The sequence below is a fragment of the Streptomyces sp. ISL-1 genome, from assembly GCF_018614585.1.
GTDB classification, from domain to species: Bacteria; Actinomycetota; Actinomycetes; order Streptomycetales; family Streptomycetaceae; genus Streptomyces; species Streptomyces maoxianensis.
On sequence record NZ_JAGGOI010000004.1, the window covers coordinates 9,218 to 27,750 of the forward strand.

Consider the following 18,533-nt stretch of genomic DNA (forward strand, 5'->3'; position numbering starts at 1 on the left):
GGTGCGGGGCGGACTGTGTGTCGGTGCGCCCCCCGAACGTGCGCCAGGAGGCGCGTGCGTCAGAGACGCACGCGCCTCAGGTCGTACCGGCCTGCTGGATGCTGTCGCCGCTGTTGCCGATGGCGACGTGGGTGGCGATGCGCCGGAAGTCGTTCATCACGCCGAACATGCTCTTGTTGGACGGCAGGAGGGCCTGAAGGGCCTGGAGCGCAGTGGCTCCCGCCAACTGGGCCTGGAACAAGTCTTTGTAGGCGTTGTAGACCCGCGCCGTGTAGTTGGGCTCCTTCGCCGCGTTCGTCCGGTGGTCGTTGGTGAGGGCGATTGAGGCCAGGTCCATCAGATAGCAGTCGATCAGGTCGGTGACGTCCTGGGCCTTGGCACCCTCCTCGCCGGCCTGGGCCTCCTCCGCCAGGATCTTGGCCATTCCCAGGACGATGTCGCGGTAGATCCGGTGCCTTGTGCTGCTGGGGAAGGCGGCCATGATGTGGTCGGCCTGACCAGCGCCCTCGGTGTTCATGGTGCGCGGTGTGCTGAGGTCGGCCAGCCCCGGCACGGTCAGCGGGACTCCCTGGAACATCTCCTCCTCGTCGGGGATGTTCGTGTTGCGGGAGGCGAGCGGGTGCAGGCCGATCTCGTGGGCCAGCATGCCCATGATGTAGCCGATGTCGTACTTCTCGAAGTAGTAGCTGGCGAGGTTGATGTCCACGCCGTCATCGTCACGGTCCCTCACGTCGGCCGGGGGCTCCGTCGTCCGCAGGTGCAGGGTGATGCGGCAGGGGCGGGTGCCGATGTACTCGTTGATCGTCGGGTGATCCCGCAGCAGTTCGATGATGCGGACGGCCTTGTCCCGGTACCTCTCGTTCGTGTGCTTCAGATTTGCGAACTCGAAGTTCCCCGACTTGAAGGGAACGAGGGTCGGTTCGGCGGCAGCGGTTGGGGTCGCGTTCGGGTCCAGCGGCATACGGACCGGGACCTCGGTGACCGCCGTGCCGTCGGTGGACGGTCGGGGCAGGGAGACCGGGTCGACCCAGACAGATTCGCGGAGGACCGGGTCGGTGCCATTACGCACCGCGTCCCAGGTCTGCTCGGTGTCCTCCTCCGCGCTTCCCTCCGGCTGCGGGGTCACGTCCCCGATCAGCGCACCCAGCAGAGCCAGGTGCCGACCCCTCAGTCCGGCGACGGCGAGTGAGGAGTCCTCGGGGTCCGCGTTGAGGTCGCCGAGGAGACTGCCCGGGACGTGGGGTCGGTGCGGGGAGTCGGCGTCGCGGTACTCGTCCCGCAGGCCGAGCTGGTGCGTCAGCTCATGCACCATCTGCACCGGATCGGCATCCGCCCACCAGGTGTTCTGGTCCATGGTTCGGTCCCGGTTGGCCAGGTCCACGGTCAGGTGCGGCGAGCCCGAAGGCGTAACCAGCTCGACGGACACGTGCAGCAGGTCACCGTTCGGCAGCCGGTAACCAGGAACGTTGAGGAACTCGCTGACACCTGACTTGAGCTGGTCGAACACGCGTGAGGCCTGCCCGTCCGTGCCCCGTATCGCGATGCGGACGGTCAGGTCGGTGACCGGATCACCGTCGTACGTGAACCGCCGCGCATCGAAGCCCGACCGGACAACGAACCGCGGCCGGCTGTCACGCGGCCCCCTTGGCTGCGATGTGCCGGACGGCCCGCTCTGAAGCCCGGTGTCGGTGCTGCCCCGCGGAAGCCGCGGGCGGGCCTCGCCCGTGTCGCTGCCGCTCGGCGTCGGCGTGCTGGTCTGGATGCTGTCGCCCTGGTTGTTGAACGCGACGCTGCTGCCCAGGCCCAGGAAGTTGCTCGTGACGTTGTACCAGCTCTTGTCGGCCGGCAGCAGACCCCGCACCGGGCTGTCCTGCGCCAACTGCGCTGCGAACTGCGCCTTGTAGGCGTTGTAGACCTTCGCCGTGTACCGCGGTTCCCACGCCGCGTCCTTACGCCGGTCGTTGGTGAGCGCGATCGTGGCCAGGTCCATGAGGTAGGTGTCGATCAGGTCCGTGACGTCCTTGGCCTTGGCGCCCTCCTCCCCCGTTCGCGCATCCTCCGCCAGGACACCGGCCATTTTCAGCACGATGTCGCGGTAGATCCGGTGCCTGGTGCTGCTGGGGAAGGCGGCCATGATGTGGTCGGCCTGACCGGCACCCTCGGTGTTCATGGTCCGTGGCGTCTTCAGGTCCGTCAGCCCCGGAACCGTCAGCGGAACCCCCGCGAACATCCCTTCCTCGTCAGGGATGTTCGTGTCCCGCGAGGCCAAGGGGTGCAGGCCGATCTCATGGGCCAGCATCCCCATGATGTAACCGATGTCGTACTTCTCGAAGTAGTAACTGGCGAGGTTGATGTCCACACCGGCATCACCACGGTCCGTCACATCGGCCGGAGTCTCCGTCGTACGGAGGTGCAGGGTGATCCGGACAGGGCGGTCGCCGACGTAGTCACGGATCGTGTCGTGCTTCCGGAGCAGCTCGATGATGCGGACCGCCTTGTCGCGGTACCCCTCGTTCGTGTGCTTCAGGTTGGTGAACTCGAAGTTCCCCGACTTGAAGGGGATGAGGACCGGCTCCGGTGCTGCGGGCGTCGTGTTCGGGTTCTGCGGCATACGGGCCGGGACGCCGGTGGTTGCCGTGCGGTCGGTACCGGTGTCGGTGTCGGTCTGGGGCAGTCTGGGGCGTGCCTCGCCGGTGTTGCCTCCGGCCTGGTCCGGAGCAACGGGTTGCTGGATGCTGTCCCCGCGGTTGTTGGTTCCGACGCTGGTGGCGAGCTGGGCGAAGTCTCCGAGGACGCCGAACCTTCCCTTGTCGGCGGGCAGCAAGGGGCGGACGGGACTGTCCTGGGCGATGTGCTCGGCCAGCTGGGCTTTGTAGGTGTTGTAGACCCTTGCCGTGTAGTTGGGGTCCCTGATCGCCCTCGCCCGGTGGTCGTTGGTGACCGCGATGGAGGCGAGGTCCATCAGGTAGGTGTCGATCAGGTCGGTGACGTCCTTTGCCTTGGCGCCCGTCACGCCGACCCGTGCGTGCTGCGCGAGCACCCCGGCCATTTCCAGGACGATGTCGCGGTAGATGCCGTGCCGGATGGTGTGGGGGAAGGCGGCCATGACGTGGTCTTCCTGGCCGGCGCCTTCGGTGTTCATGAAGCGCGGCGTCTTCAGGGTCTCCAGTCCCGGTACCAGCAGGGGCATGCCCCGGTACAACTCCTCCTCCTCGGGGATCTTCGTGTTGCGGGAGGCGAGGGGGTGCAGGCCGATCTCGTGGGCCAGCATGCCCATGATGTAGCCGATGTCGTACTTCTCGAAGTAATAGCTGGCGAGGTTGATCTGGACGCCGTCGCCCAGGTCACGCACGTCGGCCGGGGTCTCGGTCGTGCGCACATGCAGGGTGATCCGGACAGGGCGGCCGCCGACGTAGTTCTTGATGGTGCTGTGCTCGTCGAGCAGCTCGACGATCCGGACCGCCTTGTCGACGTACTTCTCCGCCTGGTTCAGGTTGGTGAATTCGAAGTTCCCCAACTTGAAGGGACGGAGGACCGGATCCGGTGCGGCGGGCGCCGTGTCCGAGTCCTGCTGCATGTGAGCCGGAACCTCGGTGACTGCCGGGCCGTCGGCGGGTCGGGGCAGGGAGACCGGGTCGACCCAGATGGACTCGCGGGTTTCCGCAGCGGCGGCGCTCCGGGCCGCCGCCCAGCTCTGGTCGGCCTGGTCGCCGTTCTGCTGAGGCGCTGGGGTCACGTCGCCGATGAGCACTCCGAGCAGGGCCATGTGCCGGTCGCGCAGGCCGGCGGGGGTGAGGGAGGCGTCTTCGGTAGCTCCGTCGAGGTCGCCCAGCAGGCTGCCGAGGATGTGCGGGCGGTGCGGGGAGTCGGCGTCCCGGTACTCGTCGCGCATGCCGAGCTGGTGGGTGAGCTCGTGCACCATCTGCACCGGGGCGGCGTCGGACCACCAGGTGGTCTGGTTCATCGCATGGTCCCGGCCCGCCAGGTTCACGGTCAGGTGCGGCGCATCGGTGGGATCGACGTGCTCGACGGTCACGTGCAGCCGGTCGCCGTTGGGCAGGCGGTGGTCCGGGTCGTTCAGGAACTCGCTCACGCCCGCGTTGAGCTGGTCGAACACGCGCGAGGCCTGGCCGTCCGTGCCCCGTATCGCAATGCGGACGGTGAGGTCGGTGACCGGCTTGCCCTGGTACGAGAACCGCCGGGCGTCGAAGCCTGAACGCACCACAAACCGGGGTCGGCTGTCGCGCGGGCCGCGCGTCGGCGAGGTGGCGGACGGCGCGGTCTGCGGCGCGGGGCCGGTGCCCGCCTCGGGAAGTCTGGGGCGTGCCTCGCCGGTGTTGCCTCCGGCCTGGTCCGGAGCAACGGGCTGTTGGATGCTGTCGCCGCGGTTGTTGGTCGCGATGCTGGTGGCGAGCTGGGTGAAGGACCGTGCGACGCCGAACAGGCTCTTGTTCGACGGCAGGAGGTCCCGAAGAGCGGTGTTCTCCGCCAACTGGGCGCGGAGCATCTCCTTGTAGGCGTTGTAGACCCTTGCCGTGTAGTTGGGCTCCTTGACCGCGTTCATCCGGTAGTCGCTGGTGACCGCGATGGAGGCGAGGTCCATCAGGTAGGTGTCGAAGAGGTCGGTCACGTCCTGGGACTTGGCGCCCGTCACGCCGACCCGCGCGTGCTGCGCGAACACCTTGGCCATCTCTATGACGATGTCGCGGTAGATGCCGTGCCGGATTGTACGGGGGTAGGCGGCCATGATGTGGTCGGCCTGGCCCGCCCCCTCGGTGTTCATGGTGCGCGGCGTCCCCAGGTCCGTCAGTCCCGGCACCGGCAGGGGCATACCCCGGTACGCCTCCTCCTCCTCCGGAATCTCCGTGTTGCGCGAGGCGAGGGGGTGCAGGCCGATCTCGTGGGCCAGCATCCCCATGATGTAGCCGATGTCGTACTTCTCGAAGTAATAGCTGGCGAGGTTGATCTGGACGCCGTCGTCGCCCAGGTCACGCACGTCGGCCGGGGTCTCGGTCGTGCGCACATGCAGGGTGATCCGGACAGGGCGGCCGCCGACGTAGTTCTTGATGGTGCTGTGCTCGTCGAGCAGCTCGACGATCCGGACCGCCTTGTCGACGTACCTCTCCGTCTGGTTCAGGTTGGTGAACTCGAAGTTCCCCAACTTGAAGCGAGGCAGGACCGGATCCGGTGCGGCGGGCGCCGTGTCCGAGTCCGTGGGGGCGTCGGAGCCCGCGTCGGTGCCGGACAGCGTGCTCAGCTCGTACGCCTCCTCCTCCAGGAGACCCGGGAGGTCGCTGCCCGTCGGTGACGGGGGCAGCGGAAGGGTGGCCGCGTCCTGGAGGAGCGCGTCCTGCGGGGTCGGGTCTTGCAGGGTCGAGTCCTGCGAGACCGGATCCGGCACGGGCGGGACCGGCGTAGCAGTGTCGACGGACGTCGTGACCTGTGCCTCGGGCCCCTTCAGCTCGGGCCCCTTCAGCTCGGGCCCCTTCAGCTCGGAACCCTCCAGCACCGGGGCCTTCTGCTCCGGGCCCTTCGGCTCCGGCGCCTTCAAGCCTTTCGGTTCCGGTGCCTTCGACTCCGTGTCCTTGGGCGCGGGAGCCTTCGGCGTGGGTGCAGGCGTGTGCAGGCTCAAGGGGACGAAGTCCCCGCCCCGGCGGCGGAGCCGAAGGTGCGGACCGCTGTCGCCGGACGGGCCGGGGTAGGTGTGGGCGGTTCCGTTCTCCTCGATCAGGGTGACGGTGGTGCCGGTCGCGGCGGCGGCCCACCGGGCCACCGCACGGTCGGCCCCGGGACCCCACGGAGCCTCGGCGAGGTGGCGGCGCAGATGCCCCTCGCGGGCGTCCTGGCTCGGCGCGGGCTCGCCGGGGTGGGTCCGCAGGGGTGGGGGTGTGAAGAGCGAGTCGCGTTCCGCCGAGTCGGCGGGCAGACCGTTCAGACGCATCAGCTGGGCGGGCGACGCCCCGGCGCGCATGCGCAGCCGGGCCGCCTCCTGGCGGTCCGGTCCGGGCTGCTCCGCTGCCTGTCGCAAGGCCGTGGAGAGCGCGCCGAAAAAGCCGTTGCCGCGGCCGGCGGGGGCGACCTGGGTGTAGGTGGCGCCGTCGGGTGCGGTGAGGACGCCGTCGCGGTCGAGGCGGTAGCGCGGGCCGCTGCTGTCGGCGGGCGGCAGCCAGGGCGGGGTGGCGTGGCTGCGGTGCGCGGGCGGCTGCGCGGACCGCTGCTCCGACCCGGGGCTCGTCGTGGTGTCGGTACCCGAGGTCCCCAGGGCCGATGTCCCGGTGTTCGCACCGGTACCGGTCGCGGTCGTCGCGGTCGTCGCAGTTGCCGCGGTCGTACCGGTCGTCACCGTCGCCGGGGCCGGCAACGGGGTGGCGACCGGCGGCGAGGTCCCGGGCGGAAGCGCGGCGTGGAAGAAGCCGTCGGTGGTGAAGAGGACCGGATCGGTGGCCGGGTCGACGGCGGCCGGATCGGTGCCGTGCGGGAGGAAGAGCTGGTCGCGGCCCTCACCGGTCACCACGGTGAGCGGGGTGCCCAGGACGCGGGCGGCGAGGGCGGGCAGCAGGTCGGCTCCGCCGTGATCCCCGGCGCGGCGCTCGGGCCGGGCCTGTTCGCCGTCCGGGCGCTCCGTGCCGCCGTCCTGCAGCGGCTCGCTCGCGAACGGGCGGGACAGGGCCGCGGTGGCCAGCGCCACCCGCTGCGCGGGGGTCGGCCAGTAGGTCTGCGGGAGTCGGCCGAAGGCATCGAACTCGGTCTGCTGCGCCGGGGTCAACTGCACACCCGCGGCGTCGAGTTCGTCCTGCGTGAAGGTGTCCTCGGCGTCCAGGGCGAGGGCGTCGAGCAGGTCCTCGTTGCCGTCCTCGCCCAGCTCCCAGGCGAGGCGGTCGCGGGCGGTGCCGATGGCTTCCGCGGTGACCGCCGGGTCGCCGGAGGCGCCCGTGAACCGGGCGGCGACGTCGGTGCCGAGCAGGTGGGGCAGGCGGCCTCGGGCCTCGGCGGCAGCGAGCAGCGCGTGGAAGAACGAGGCCCCGTCGTGCGGCATGTCGTGCACCTCGCGCACCGTGGCGCCGTCCGGCGAGGTGAGGGTGCGTGGGGCGGAGTCCGTCCCGTCGGTGATGACGTACGGCTCGGGCGCCTCGGAGCGCCAGCCCGGCTCGGCGTACTCCTGCGGCCGGTCCGGCACCGGGACGGAGGCCGAACCCTGGTGGTGCGCGGTGAGGCGGGAGGCGGCCAGGTGCAGCCGGTGGTGGTCCCGGGCGGCGGCGTCGGTGTGCTGCTCCCACCGGTGGACCTCCTGGCGGGCGGCCTGCCAGGCGACGACGGCTGGGGACCAGACCATGTCCTGCGGCAGATCGGTCGGCGGACCGGAGTTGTCGTCGCCGAGCGCGGCCTGTTCCGCCGGGCTCAGGTCGAGCCACGTCTCACGGGCCCGCGCCCGTGCGTCGTAGTAACCCTTCTCGGCCGCGGCGAGGTCGCCCGCCGCCTTGGACAGGTCGTCCCAGGCCGCGAGGACCTCGTCGGGGAACGTGGTGTCGTCCAGGAGGCCGTAGTCGCGGGCGATGTCCTCGCGCAGCCAGACCAGGGCGGTGGTCTCGGCCTCGGCGGCGCGCGGCCCGCGCTTGGCCTTGCCGAGCGCGTGCAGCGGGCGGCTGTCGGTGATGCGGTGGTCCGCCTCGGCCAGGGACAGCCAGCTCACCGGCAGCGCGAAGAGCATGCTCCGGTCGGTGACGACCTTGAGGTGGGTGCCGAGGGTGGTGTCCGCGGTGCCCTTGAGCACAGTGCCGTCGTTCGAGCCACCGATCGGGACCGTGGCGCCCGGGTTGGTCACACCCGCGTTGCTGTTGCCCGCCATCGGCGCGGTGCCCACGGCGCCCTCGACGTTGTCGGTGATGCCGGCCTCCAGCGCGTCGGAGGTCTTCGCCCGTTGCATGGCCTCCATGCGCGGCTTGTTCTCCACAGCGAGCAGGCGGGCGCCGCGGCGGTGCATCTTCGCGTAGAGGCGGGAGTCCGCGGTGTGGTACTGCCCGAAGAGGCGCGCGGAGGCCTGGGCGGGCAGCGGTGAGCCGTTCGCGCCGAGCGCCTCGCGGAAACCGGCGGTCAGACCGCCCTGCGCGGTGGCCTCCTGCTGGGCCTGGGCGGGGGCGGTGCCGAGGCCGGTGAGCGGGGTCTGGCGGGCCATGCGCACGCGTGAGTCGAGGACCTTGCCTGTGTGCCGTTTGCCGAGGTCGCTGTCGCCGAGGCCGTCGGCGCGCGCGGTGGCGAGGGTCAGGGCGTCCTGCACGTTGGCGGCGCCGCGGATGTCCACGGCGAGGATGCCGGAGCCGATCCGGTCGTCGAAGGGCAGGATGTCCGGGTCGGCGCCACCGGTGCCGTCCCCGGCGGCGAAGGTGCGCCAGGCGGCGATGCCCTCCGGGCGGGCCTGGGCGGCGGTCAGCATCTTCACCGCGCGTTCGGGTTCCGGCACGTCCTGCTCGGTGAGCGCGCCGTCGGCGCCGTCGCCGTCCGGGGTCAGCAGGTTCGCCGGGAGGATCTCATTGAGGCTTCCGACCGGGGTGTTGACGCCCGGGGTGAGCGGATCGCCGGTCGCGTCCGTCATGGTGACGGTCAGGACGTAGCTGGTGACGATCTCGGCGTGCGCCTGGGTGGTGGCGATGTTCGGCATCGCGGTGGTGCCGGCGGTCCGGGTCCGGGTGCTCGACCGCTGCTTGGCCGCGGTGCCCTGGAGCGAGGGGTTGGCGACGAGAATGCCGCTCTCCGCCGCGCGCTGACCGGCGCTGAGCGTCAAGTCGGCGCCGCGGTCCTGGGAGGTGCCGTCGGCGTCGTCGCGGGCGATGGTGCGGTAGTCCTCCAGCTCGTAGCCGGTACGCAGCCTGTCCACGGTGGTGGTGACCGGAGTCAGCTTGAATTGGACCTGTCCGGGGCTGCCGCCGACCGGCAGGTGGTGCGGGCTGGACCAGGCGCGGTAGCGGACCGGCAGGTTCATCCCGTCGGTCGTCAGCTCGTGCAGGTGGCCGCGGAGGAAGTCCGGGGAGAGCCGCTGGAGGACCTGCTCCCGGTCGTGCGAGGGCACCCCGATCTTCTCCAGCTGCCCCATCAGCTGCTGTGCCGCAGGGCCGGCGTCGAGTTGGCCGCTGGGGTGGGTGGGGAAGCGGCGGTTGCGCAGGTAGGGGGGCACCCGGTAGCCGCCGCCGAGGTTGTGCGGGGTGGTGATGCCCAGGCCGTCCCGGGCGAGCCCGGCCTCGATGACGTCCTGCATCGGGAGGTGGAACATCACCGCGTCACGGATACGCTGGAGCGCGGCGGCGGCCCGGCGTGGGGCGAGACTGTCGCCGAGGCGCTCGGAGAGCCGACCGGCCGCGGAGCTGATACGGGCGCCTGTGCGGGTGCCCACCGTGCCCATCGCGGCCGTCCAGCGGTCCCGTACCGCGACGGTCTCGGCGGCGTCGGCGACCACCAGGTACATGCGCCCGGCGAAGGTGAGGGTGGTGTTGCGTCCCCGGGTGAGGGTCTGCGAGACGCTGCGGCCCTTGCCCCAGGCGTACTGCAGGGCGGTCGAGTAGGAGCCGACCACCGCCGACTGGCCCGGGGCCTGCTGCAGCGGCATGTCGGCACCCTGGAGGCCGACGGTGGTACGGGAGACGGTGCTCGTGCTGCCGGCGACGCGGTGCTCGTTGCCGATGGTGGCCTCGAGGCTGGCCGGCTTCGGGTCGCTCTTGACCCGGAAGTTGCCCAGTTCGCCGCGGACCGCCGCCTTGAGGTAATGGGTACGGAACGGTCCGGCGCCGTTGAGTCCGGCGACGCGGGAACCGAACGGGCCCAGATACTGGCCGAGTTGCCCGGCCACGCTGAGGTTGGCCATCGCCCGGCGCAGCGCGGTGCGCACCGGGGCGCCGGGTGCGCTGACGTGCCAGGAGGTGCCCGAGGCACGGTCGGCGGTGTCCTGCATGAGCTGCTGGCGCTGCGGGCCGCCCTCGGCGCTCAGCACCACGTGCGGAACGCTCAGCAGTTTCTTGGTGAGCTGCCGGTCGGGCGAGTCCGTCCTGGGCAGCGGGCGGGTGCCGTCGAGGAGTTGGTCCGCCTCGGTGGAGGAGAGCTGCTGCGGTACGGCCGCGGTCGCCGGTGCAGGCCCGGTGGGCGGCGGGTCGGCGGGGGCGTGGCGGTCGGAGCCGTGCGCGGCGGGCACGGCCATCTCCACCCGGCCCACGGTCTCGTTGCCCCGGGTGAACAGTGGCCGTTCCTCGACCTTGCTGACGAAGACGCCCGCGCCGAGCAGGCCGACCGAGGCGAGCCGGGCCCAGCCGCGCGGGCGGCGGTGGCCCTCGAAGGAGGCACCCAGCTCCACCTGGTAGCTGTAGAGGTCGGCGCCGGTCTGGAACGTCAGCTGGTCGTGGGCCACCGCGACCGTGTTCCTGGTGGCCTTCTGGTCGGTCTTGGCGTGACGGACCCCGACTGTCACGTTGCCGGCCTGACGGGGCAGCCCGACGTCGGGCACCTTGTTGTGGTCGCGGGGCGAGACGCCCAGCTCGACACCTCCGGAGAGGGTGAGGGACGCCTGCTGCCCCTGGCCCGAGACCTCGGTGCCGATCACCGCGTTGCGCAGCGAGCGCTCGCTCATGGTGGTCTCGAACTGCCGGTCGGTGAGGCGTGCCCGGAGGATGAGCGTGTGGTGGCCGCGGCGCACCTTGCCGTCCTCGGTGAGGGTGACCGGCACCCCGGTGGTGGTCAGGTCGTCCAGGCTCTGCGCCAGGCTGGGCCGGTTCAGCGCCTCGCGCACCTGGCGGTCGTTGTGCAGCGCGGTCCGCATCCGCCCGTCGCCGTACCAGAACTTGGCGAGCCGCGGGTGCCGCAGCATCAGCGGCGGGACGAACAGCGACGGGTAGGAGCGGTGCAGCGTGTCCAGGACGGCGTCCGCGAAGGCCCGCATGGGGTCCTGGGGGACGGGCTGCTGAGCCGGCGGCTGCTGCTGACTCTGGCTTTGCCCCTGCGGCCGGCTCTGAGTCTGGGGCTGGGTCTGGGGCTGGGTCTGTACCTGAGATTGGGTCTGGGGCTGGGTCTGCGGGCGGACGGGGCGGAAGCCCTCGGCGCGGACCTGACCGCTCAGGTGGACCGGGTCCTCTCGGGTGAGGTACCACGGCACCGGCGGCTCGGCGTCCGGGTTGGGGCCCGCCTGGCCGGGCGTGCGGCTGTCCCAGCCCGCGAGGCGTCGGGCGTCCTGGGTGGAGATCCAGTCCAGGCTGACCACCCGGACCGGGCGGGCGGCCGACGGCGGTTCGCCGGGCTTGCGCACCATCAGGGTGCGCTCCACCCGGTACAGGGCGATCGGGTGGTTGCGGACCCGGCCGGTGGTCTTCCGGGCCGCGTCGACGCCGAGGTAGTGGCCGCGCCCGGCGCTGAGGTCCGCGCGGACCAACGGGCCTCCCTGGAGGCGCACATCGGTCTCCCCGCCGACGAGGGTGTAGTTCGGCCCGGCGGTGACCTGGATGCCCAGGCGGGTGTCACGGACGTGGCCGCGCTCGTTCTGGTAGGTGGTCTGGGTGAGGTCGCGCAACTCCGCCTTGACCGACTCGGTGACCAGCGTGGCCCGGTGCGGCACCGAGCGCTCCACGATCAGGTGCCCCAGCGGGTGCTGTCCGCTGCCCCGGGTCAGCTCGGGCCCGGTGACCGGCCCGGAGAACCGGCCGAACAGGGCGAGCAGCCGCCCCGGACGAACGTACGAGACCAGGGTGCGGTGCGCCGAACTCCCTGGCCGTGCCCCGGAGATGGCCAGCGCCATGTCCTCCGGCGGATCCGTCAGGTGCAGCCCGGTGGTGTCGGTGATCCGCGGCTCGACCCCGTCCGGGAAAGTGAGCGTCTTCGGTGCCCGCTGCGGTCCCTTGTAGGGCACGGTGAGGTCGTCCGGCAGCCGCCAGCTCAGCCCGTCGCGCATCGCGAACTCCGCGGAGTGCACTTGCGTACGCTGCCAATGGGGTTTCGGCAGCGGCGAGTTGGGCTGGTTGCCCGGGGTACTGCCCCGGCCGGACGAATTGTCGGGGCCGGTGGTCTTCGGTGCCTCGGTGACGCGGTCCACCCGCACCCGGTAGTGGACGTCGTCCAGGTGCAGGTGCGAGCCCTCGTGGGCGCGCCACTCGGACTGGTTGTACGCCTGGGTGCCCTGGGCGTAGTCGGTCCTGCGGGTCCAGCCCAGCGAAACACCGATCTTCAGCAGCCAGTTGAGCGGCGGGCCCATGCTCAGCCCTCCGGCGATCCGGCGCCCGAAGCCGACGCTGCGCCCGCCGCCCGTACCGGCCTGGCCGCGTCGCATGGTGTCCAGCCGGACGGTGCCGCCGTTCACGTCGGAGAAGCGCTCCCAGCGGTGGTACGGGATGGCCTCGACCGTCATCTCGTGGCCGACGCCGGACTTCTCCCGGCCCACGAAGCGCGCGCCGCGCGGGGCGGTGAAGGCGCCGGGCTGCTCGGTCAGCAGGCGCAGCAGCTCCGCCTCGTCGAACTGGGCGCGCAGCTTCTTCGGCAGCTTGCTCAGGATCTCCTCGGCCACCTGCTCGGGCGAGCGCAGGGTCGTCTTGCCGGGGCCGGTGAAGAGTCCGGTGGGGCGACCGCGCGGGGTGCCGTCCGGCCGACCGGCCGGGGTGCCGTCACCCGGGTCGGCGTCCGGATGGATCAGAATCGTGGGCAGCCGGCTGCCGTCCTCGAAGGTGACGGTGGTCGGTACCGGGCCCGGCGGCCGGGCGTCCTGGCCGGTCAGCAGCCGGGCCGGGCGATGCCGTTCGAGCTGGGTCTCCAGCGGTACCGGGTCACCCCGGTCGGGGGCCTCGGTGTCGGGCCCGTCGAGGTCGGTGACCCCGCCCATGCTGCGCAGCCACTCCCCGAAGGGGTCGGAGCCGTCCGGGTCCGGGGTGGCCGGGTCAGGAATGGCCGGGTCCTGAGTGGTGGCCGGATCCTGTGTGGTGGTCGTGTTCGGGTCCGGGGTGGTGTTCGGGTCCGGTACGGGGGTGAGCGGCGCCGAGGCCGGGACCAGGGCGTCGTAGTGGTCGGTGCCGTTGTACGCCAGGTGCAGGGCGCCGCCCTGGCCGCCCGGGTTGAGGGTGTTGACGAAGGTGCTCCCCGGCGACCGCGGGTCGGGCTGGACGAGCCGCAGATCGAGGTCGAGGGTGTGTGCCAGTGCTTCCGGGAGCTGGTCGGCGAAGGGAGAAGCCCACAGTGCCGGGAGCTCGGCCGCCGCGCCGACGAGTTCCTTGGCGCCGAGCCGCCACGCGTCGGCGGGGGTGGGCGCCACGTCTGCGAGGTGCGGGTAGTCGCTCTCCCCGAGGATCCGCTGCCATTCGCCGGCGTCGCCGTCGGTGACGACATCCTGCGCGATCCGGTTCCAGAGCTGGGTGATCCGGCTCCGCTCGGCCGGGTCCTGCGCCCCGGCGACGGCACGCATCCGCAGGTCGTCCACCACGGAGAACACCGGGTCCGGGATCGCCAGGGCCACGGCGTCGCCCAGTTCGGACTCGGTGATCCGGTCGCTCAGCAGACGGCGCAGGCCGGCGACGTTCCGCGCGGCCCACGCGGGTGGTGCGGCCTGGCTGCGCGCACTGTCGAGCGCCGCACGGAAGAGGCAGTTTCCGCCGCCCGGGGTGTCCAGGCGCCGGAAGGAGAGGCCGTCCGCGTTCACGGTGCCCGCCGTGCCGGGCGTGGCCTTGCTGAGGAGGGTCATGTCCTCGGCGAGGCTCTCCGGGCGGCTCGACGCGGGCGCCAGGTCGGGCCTGCGGCGGGCGAGTTCGGCGGTGTCCTCGGAGCTCAGGCCCAGTTCGGACAGTGGCAGCGGGGTGCTGGAGAGCGACCAGGTGATCTGCGCGGAGGGCGCGTAGGAGAGACCGCGCACGTCCTCCGGCGACACGAGGGTGGTGGGCGGGAGCGCGGGCGGCGGCGGGGGCAGCAGGGCGTCGAGCGTGGTGTCGGGCCTTGCGGTGGAACGCAACTCGGCCGCGGCGCACAGGAATTCGGTGTACTGCTCGACCGTGGCATCGGCGCCCGGATCGGTGGTGGTGCCGCTCTTCGCACCGCCACGGTCGACGACCATCCGGCGCAGCAGGTCCGGGGTCATCCGGCCGTCGCCGTAGCGGGCCGCGGTGTCCGGGCTGAGCCAGCGCAGGTTGTCCACGAAGGCGAGTCCTGCGAGCAACTCCCTGTTCTCCGACCGCTGTTCGGCATCCGGGCCGAGGGCCTCGCGCAGCGTGCGGATCTGCTGGAGGGTACGGGCCCGGGCGAAGGCGTCGGCCGGTTCGGGGCCCGCGTGCAGGCCGGCGTCGCGCGCCAGATCGTCCAGGTCGACACCGCTGGGCTCAGGGGTGAAGAGCCGCCACCCTCCCGGCCCGTCCGAGCCCTCGGTGAGCACCGCGCGTACGGTGCCGTCCCTGTCCCGGGCGGTGCCCACCTCGGTGGTCGGCGCGTACACCTGCCGCCCGGTCCGGTTCGCCACGTGCTGTGCCACCGGCAGGCCCGCCACCTGCGGCTGCCGCCCGGTCTCGCAGGAGAACAGCACCAGTGGCCGGTCCTGATCGCCGTCCTGCGCCCAGGACTTGAGCACCTCGCCGAGCTGTACGCCGCTGACTTTCACGGTGGGTCGCGCCGCGTCCTCGGTACCGAGAGTGACGGTACGGGAGGTGCCGTGCCCCGCGAAGTAGTCGGCGCCGCGCTCGGTGCCCGACCCGGGGAGCGCGGTCGGCGGGCCGGTGAACACGGTACGGCGGGCGGGCGGGTCCGCGACGGTCCCCGGGGCCGGTTGAGCGGAAGTGGTGCGCACGCCGCGGAAGGTGTCCTGGCCCAGCAGCGCGCGACGCCCCGCGCTGTGCGCCGTACCGTCCTCGGCCGGGCCCTGCGAGATGGTCAACGTCTGTACGGCGCGCCCCGGTTCAGGCTTGGCGGTCGCGTTCGGCACCCAGCGCCGCAGCTGCGCGACGGGCACCGTGTGGCCGTCCAGGGTGGTGACGAGCGGCTCGCCCGAGGGCCGTGCAGGACCGTTTCCGTTGTCGGCGGTAGCGCCGCTGTTCGCGGGCCGCACGACGATCCGCCCCGTGGGCGGGGGCGCCACGGGGAGCGCCACAGGCGGTGGCGCCGGGGAGTTGTCCGACGTGGTGGGCGGCGGCGGGGGCGGGGTGCCGCCGTTCCCGGGCCCGCGACCGGCGCCGGGGCTGTGTCCGCCGACTCCGTTGTTGTTGCTGTCGCCGTTGCTGTTGCTGTTGCTGTTGCTGTTGCTGTTGCTGTTGCTGTTGCTGTTGCTGTTGCTGTTGCTGTTGCCCGACTCCAGGTACAGGTCGGTGGCCGTGTCGGTCCAAGGCCGGGACAGGGTGGCCAGCTTGGCCGCGGCGGGCAGGCTGGTGGCCGTGGAGTCCGGGCCGGCTCCATTGCCATCCACGAAAGACGTCGCGCCCGAGACCACCTTCGGGCGCGTAGCCGGGGCGATGACCGGGTCACTGTCGGTGGTCGCGGTGCTCTGCGTGGCGGGGCCGGATGTGGCGGCAGGGGCCGGTCCGAGGGCGTCGGCGAGCGGCAGCAGCACGTCCGCGCCGGGGAACGCGGCGTCCGAGGTGTCGGGAGTGCCGTCCGGCATCACGGCAGTCGGGGGGCCGGTGAGCGGGCGGACCCGGACCGGGGCACCCGGGCCCTCGCGGGTCAGCTCGACGGCGGCGCGTACCGGACGCCCCGCTCCGTCCGGCGTGACCGACGGCCCGAGCACGACGGCCCGGTCGACCCCGGCCCCGTCCAACAGCTCGGCCGCTTCCGGCGTCCCCTCCCCCGGCGGCGGCACCTCCGAGACGACGATCGTCAACGGCGGTGACTGGCTGGGCGAGAGGCCCCCGGCCGGGGCAGGACCGGCCTTCACCTCGCTCAGGCCGCCGACGTCACGTGCATCGCCGACATCGCGTACATCGCCCGTGTCGGCGTACGAGCCGGTGGTGCCCACCTTCGGCGGGGCGGTGGTGATGTCGGGGGCCGGGGTGGGGTCGCTTTCGGTGGAGCCCGAAGTGCTGTTGCTCTCACCCGAGTTGACGGCCTCCGGCGAGGATGTGGTCGCCGGTGGCGTGCTGATCTCCGGCGGCGGGCTGATCTCCGAAGGAGAGGAGGTCTCCGAGGAGGAGGTCTCCGAAGAAGTACCAGACTCCGGCGACTGCGAGATCTGCGAAGCGTCGTCGGTCGTGGTCCGGGAGCCGTCCGCCGGGGCCATGCCGTCCGGGTCACGGGTGCCCTGCGTGCCCTGGGGCTGCGCGGCGGAGGGGGTCTGGGTGCCTCCGGCGGCGGGTACGCCACCCGGTCGGGCGCCCGTGCCTGAGCCGGTGTTCGAGCCCGTGCCTGAGCCGGTGCTCGTGCCCGTGCCCGGCGCGGCGGAGGTGGTGGGGCTGTTGGAGGCGACGGGACCGCCCCCCTGCCCCGGCACCGGAGCCGTACGGTCGTCCTGCGAGACCACCTCGTCCGGAGAGTTCTGGACGGTGCTCTCCGGGGAACCCACGACCGAGTTGTCCGGCGATGCCTCGGACGCGACACCGACCCGGTCGCCGGTGACGACGGTGTTGTCGGGGCTGTTGGTGTTGTCGACCTGCACGTCCGTGTCGAGGTCCACCACCGGGTCGGCGTTGTTCCCGGCGGGACCGGGAGCGGAGTTGCCCGTGGAGCCGTTGCCGAACGTGCCCATGGTGATCGGGGAGTCCACCGTGACCGGCGTGCCGAAGCTGTCGAGGGCGCGGCGGATCTCGTCAGTGTCGACCTGCGCGGCGGGGCTGTTCCCGGCGGGCACGACCCGGACCTCGGGCACCTGTGACAGGTTGCTGTGCAGGCTGTCGCGGACGCCGATCTCGGTGCTGCCGGGAGGCTGGGAGCCGCGCAGGGCGGCGAGGTCGCGCAGCGCCTGCTCGCGGACCTCGGCGGGACCGTTGTGGACCTCCTGCCACAGCTCGTTCTCGGCGGCGGTCACGGGCAGCGGGCCCGTGGAGTACGGCGGCGGGTCCAGGGTGGTGTACGGCGGCGGTGCCTCGGTGGAGTAGGGCGGAGGCGACTGGCTGCCGGTGAAGTCCCCCTGGCCGGTGTTCTGTTGCGTGACGCGCGGAGGCGAGTTGCGCGTGGAGCCGGCGCCGCCCGAGGAGTCCGTACGCGGGGGACCGTCGGTACCGCCGGTACGGTCGGAGCCGTCGCCGTCGCGAGAACGCGTGGACCCGTCGGAGTCCCGCGTGTCGGAGTCGCTGTTGCCTCCGGAGACGGTGGGCGGCTGCTGCATGCGCAACTTGTCAATGGCGTGGCGCAGTTCGGCGCCGCTGTTCAGGGCGGTGTCGGTGAGCGTGGCCTCCACCTGGCTGCTGATGCCCGCGCCGACGAAGGTGGACCAGTTGGTGGACCAGTCGCCGTCGAAGGCACCCTTGATCAGGATTTCGGCGAGCGCCTCGCCGGAGCCGGCGGCGAGGAAGTCGGCCGTCCCCTTGAGCCCGTAGTGCCCGGCCAGCGCGCCCGGCCGGTCGGCGTTGTTGCGCAGGATCTGGTTGTTGCGCCACAGGTTGGTGTTGTTCCGGAAGGAGAGCGGGTTGTTCCGGAAGGTGGTCGGCGTGTTGTTCGTGAGGTTGGGGCCGTTCCCGTACGGGCTGGGGTCCGGGCGGTCCTTCGGGGTGTTGTCGCGGGGGTTCGGGGTGGGGTCGGGGTTCGGCTTGGGGTTCGGGCCGTTGTTCTTGAAGTCGAGGTTCGGGGGGTTCTTGAGGTTGGGGTTGTTCTTGAAGTTGAGGTCCGGGCCGTTCTTGAGGAAGTTGTTGTCGTAGCTCTTGACGATGTTCTTCGCGAAGTCGTCGAAAATGCTGGTGAGGAAGCCTGCGGCGGCGCCGAACGCGGCCGACTTGAGGATGTCGTTCCAGTCGAAGCCGTCGGGGCGGCGGCCGTTGGGGGCGAAGTTCATCATCGCCAGCCTCACCGCGAAGGTGGTGAACGCCTCGGCGAACGCCTCGGTCAGCGAGGGCGCGATGTGCAGCCGCTGGAGCAGGTGGCTGAGGGTGGTGAGGATCATGAACCGGCTGCGCAGCTTGGCCATCATGATCTGGCTGGCCGAGGCGCCACCGGTGAAGAAGGACATCGCCAGGTAGATGGCGATCTCGATGAGCAGCCGGATGACCTCGGCGATGACCTGCCACTTGGACTCCATGATGTCCATGGAGGTCTTGCGCCGGCCTTCGGCGATCTTGTCGAGTTGCTCGGCGAAATCGCGCAGGTAGTTCTTGCCGCCGTCGTCGATGAGCATGCCCATCGCCTTGGCGTACGACTTGGAGAGGTCGTCGGGCATGACCTCGGCGATGTCGTGGATGGACTTCTCGATCAGCGACGACATCCTGTCGAGCTTGCGGCCCAGACCGGAGTACGGCCGGCGGCTCTCGTAGGCGAGATCCTCGTCCGCGTCGATGAGCTTCTCCCCGGTGAGGATGAAGATCATCGCGTTGACCTCGGGCGATGCCATCATGCTCATCGAGGGCCGCCCCGCAGGCCGCTCGGGCAGGACGGAGCGGCCGCTCCCGGCATGGTGCGGG

1 protein-coding gene is annotated in these 18,533 nt (G+C 71.6%); it reads right to left on the bottom strand.

Translation table 11 applies throughout. The annotated features are described in order from the left end of the window. Positions 1-76 precede the first annotated feature (76 nt). Entirely contained in the window at positions 77-18,472 is an 18,396-nt protein-coding gene (locus tag J7E87_RS02190; RefSeq protein ID WP_215089839.1) for a hypothetical protein, read from the bottom strand. Positions 18,473-18,533: the final 61 nt, after the last annotated feature.

Bases quoted from the DNA above. Each gene is read 5' to 3' on its own strand.
- J7E87_RS02190 (WP_215089839.1), bottom strand. From the start codon at position 18,472: ATGAGCATGATGGCATCGCCCGAGGTCAACGCGATGATCTTCATCCTC.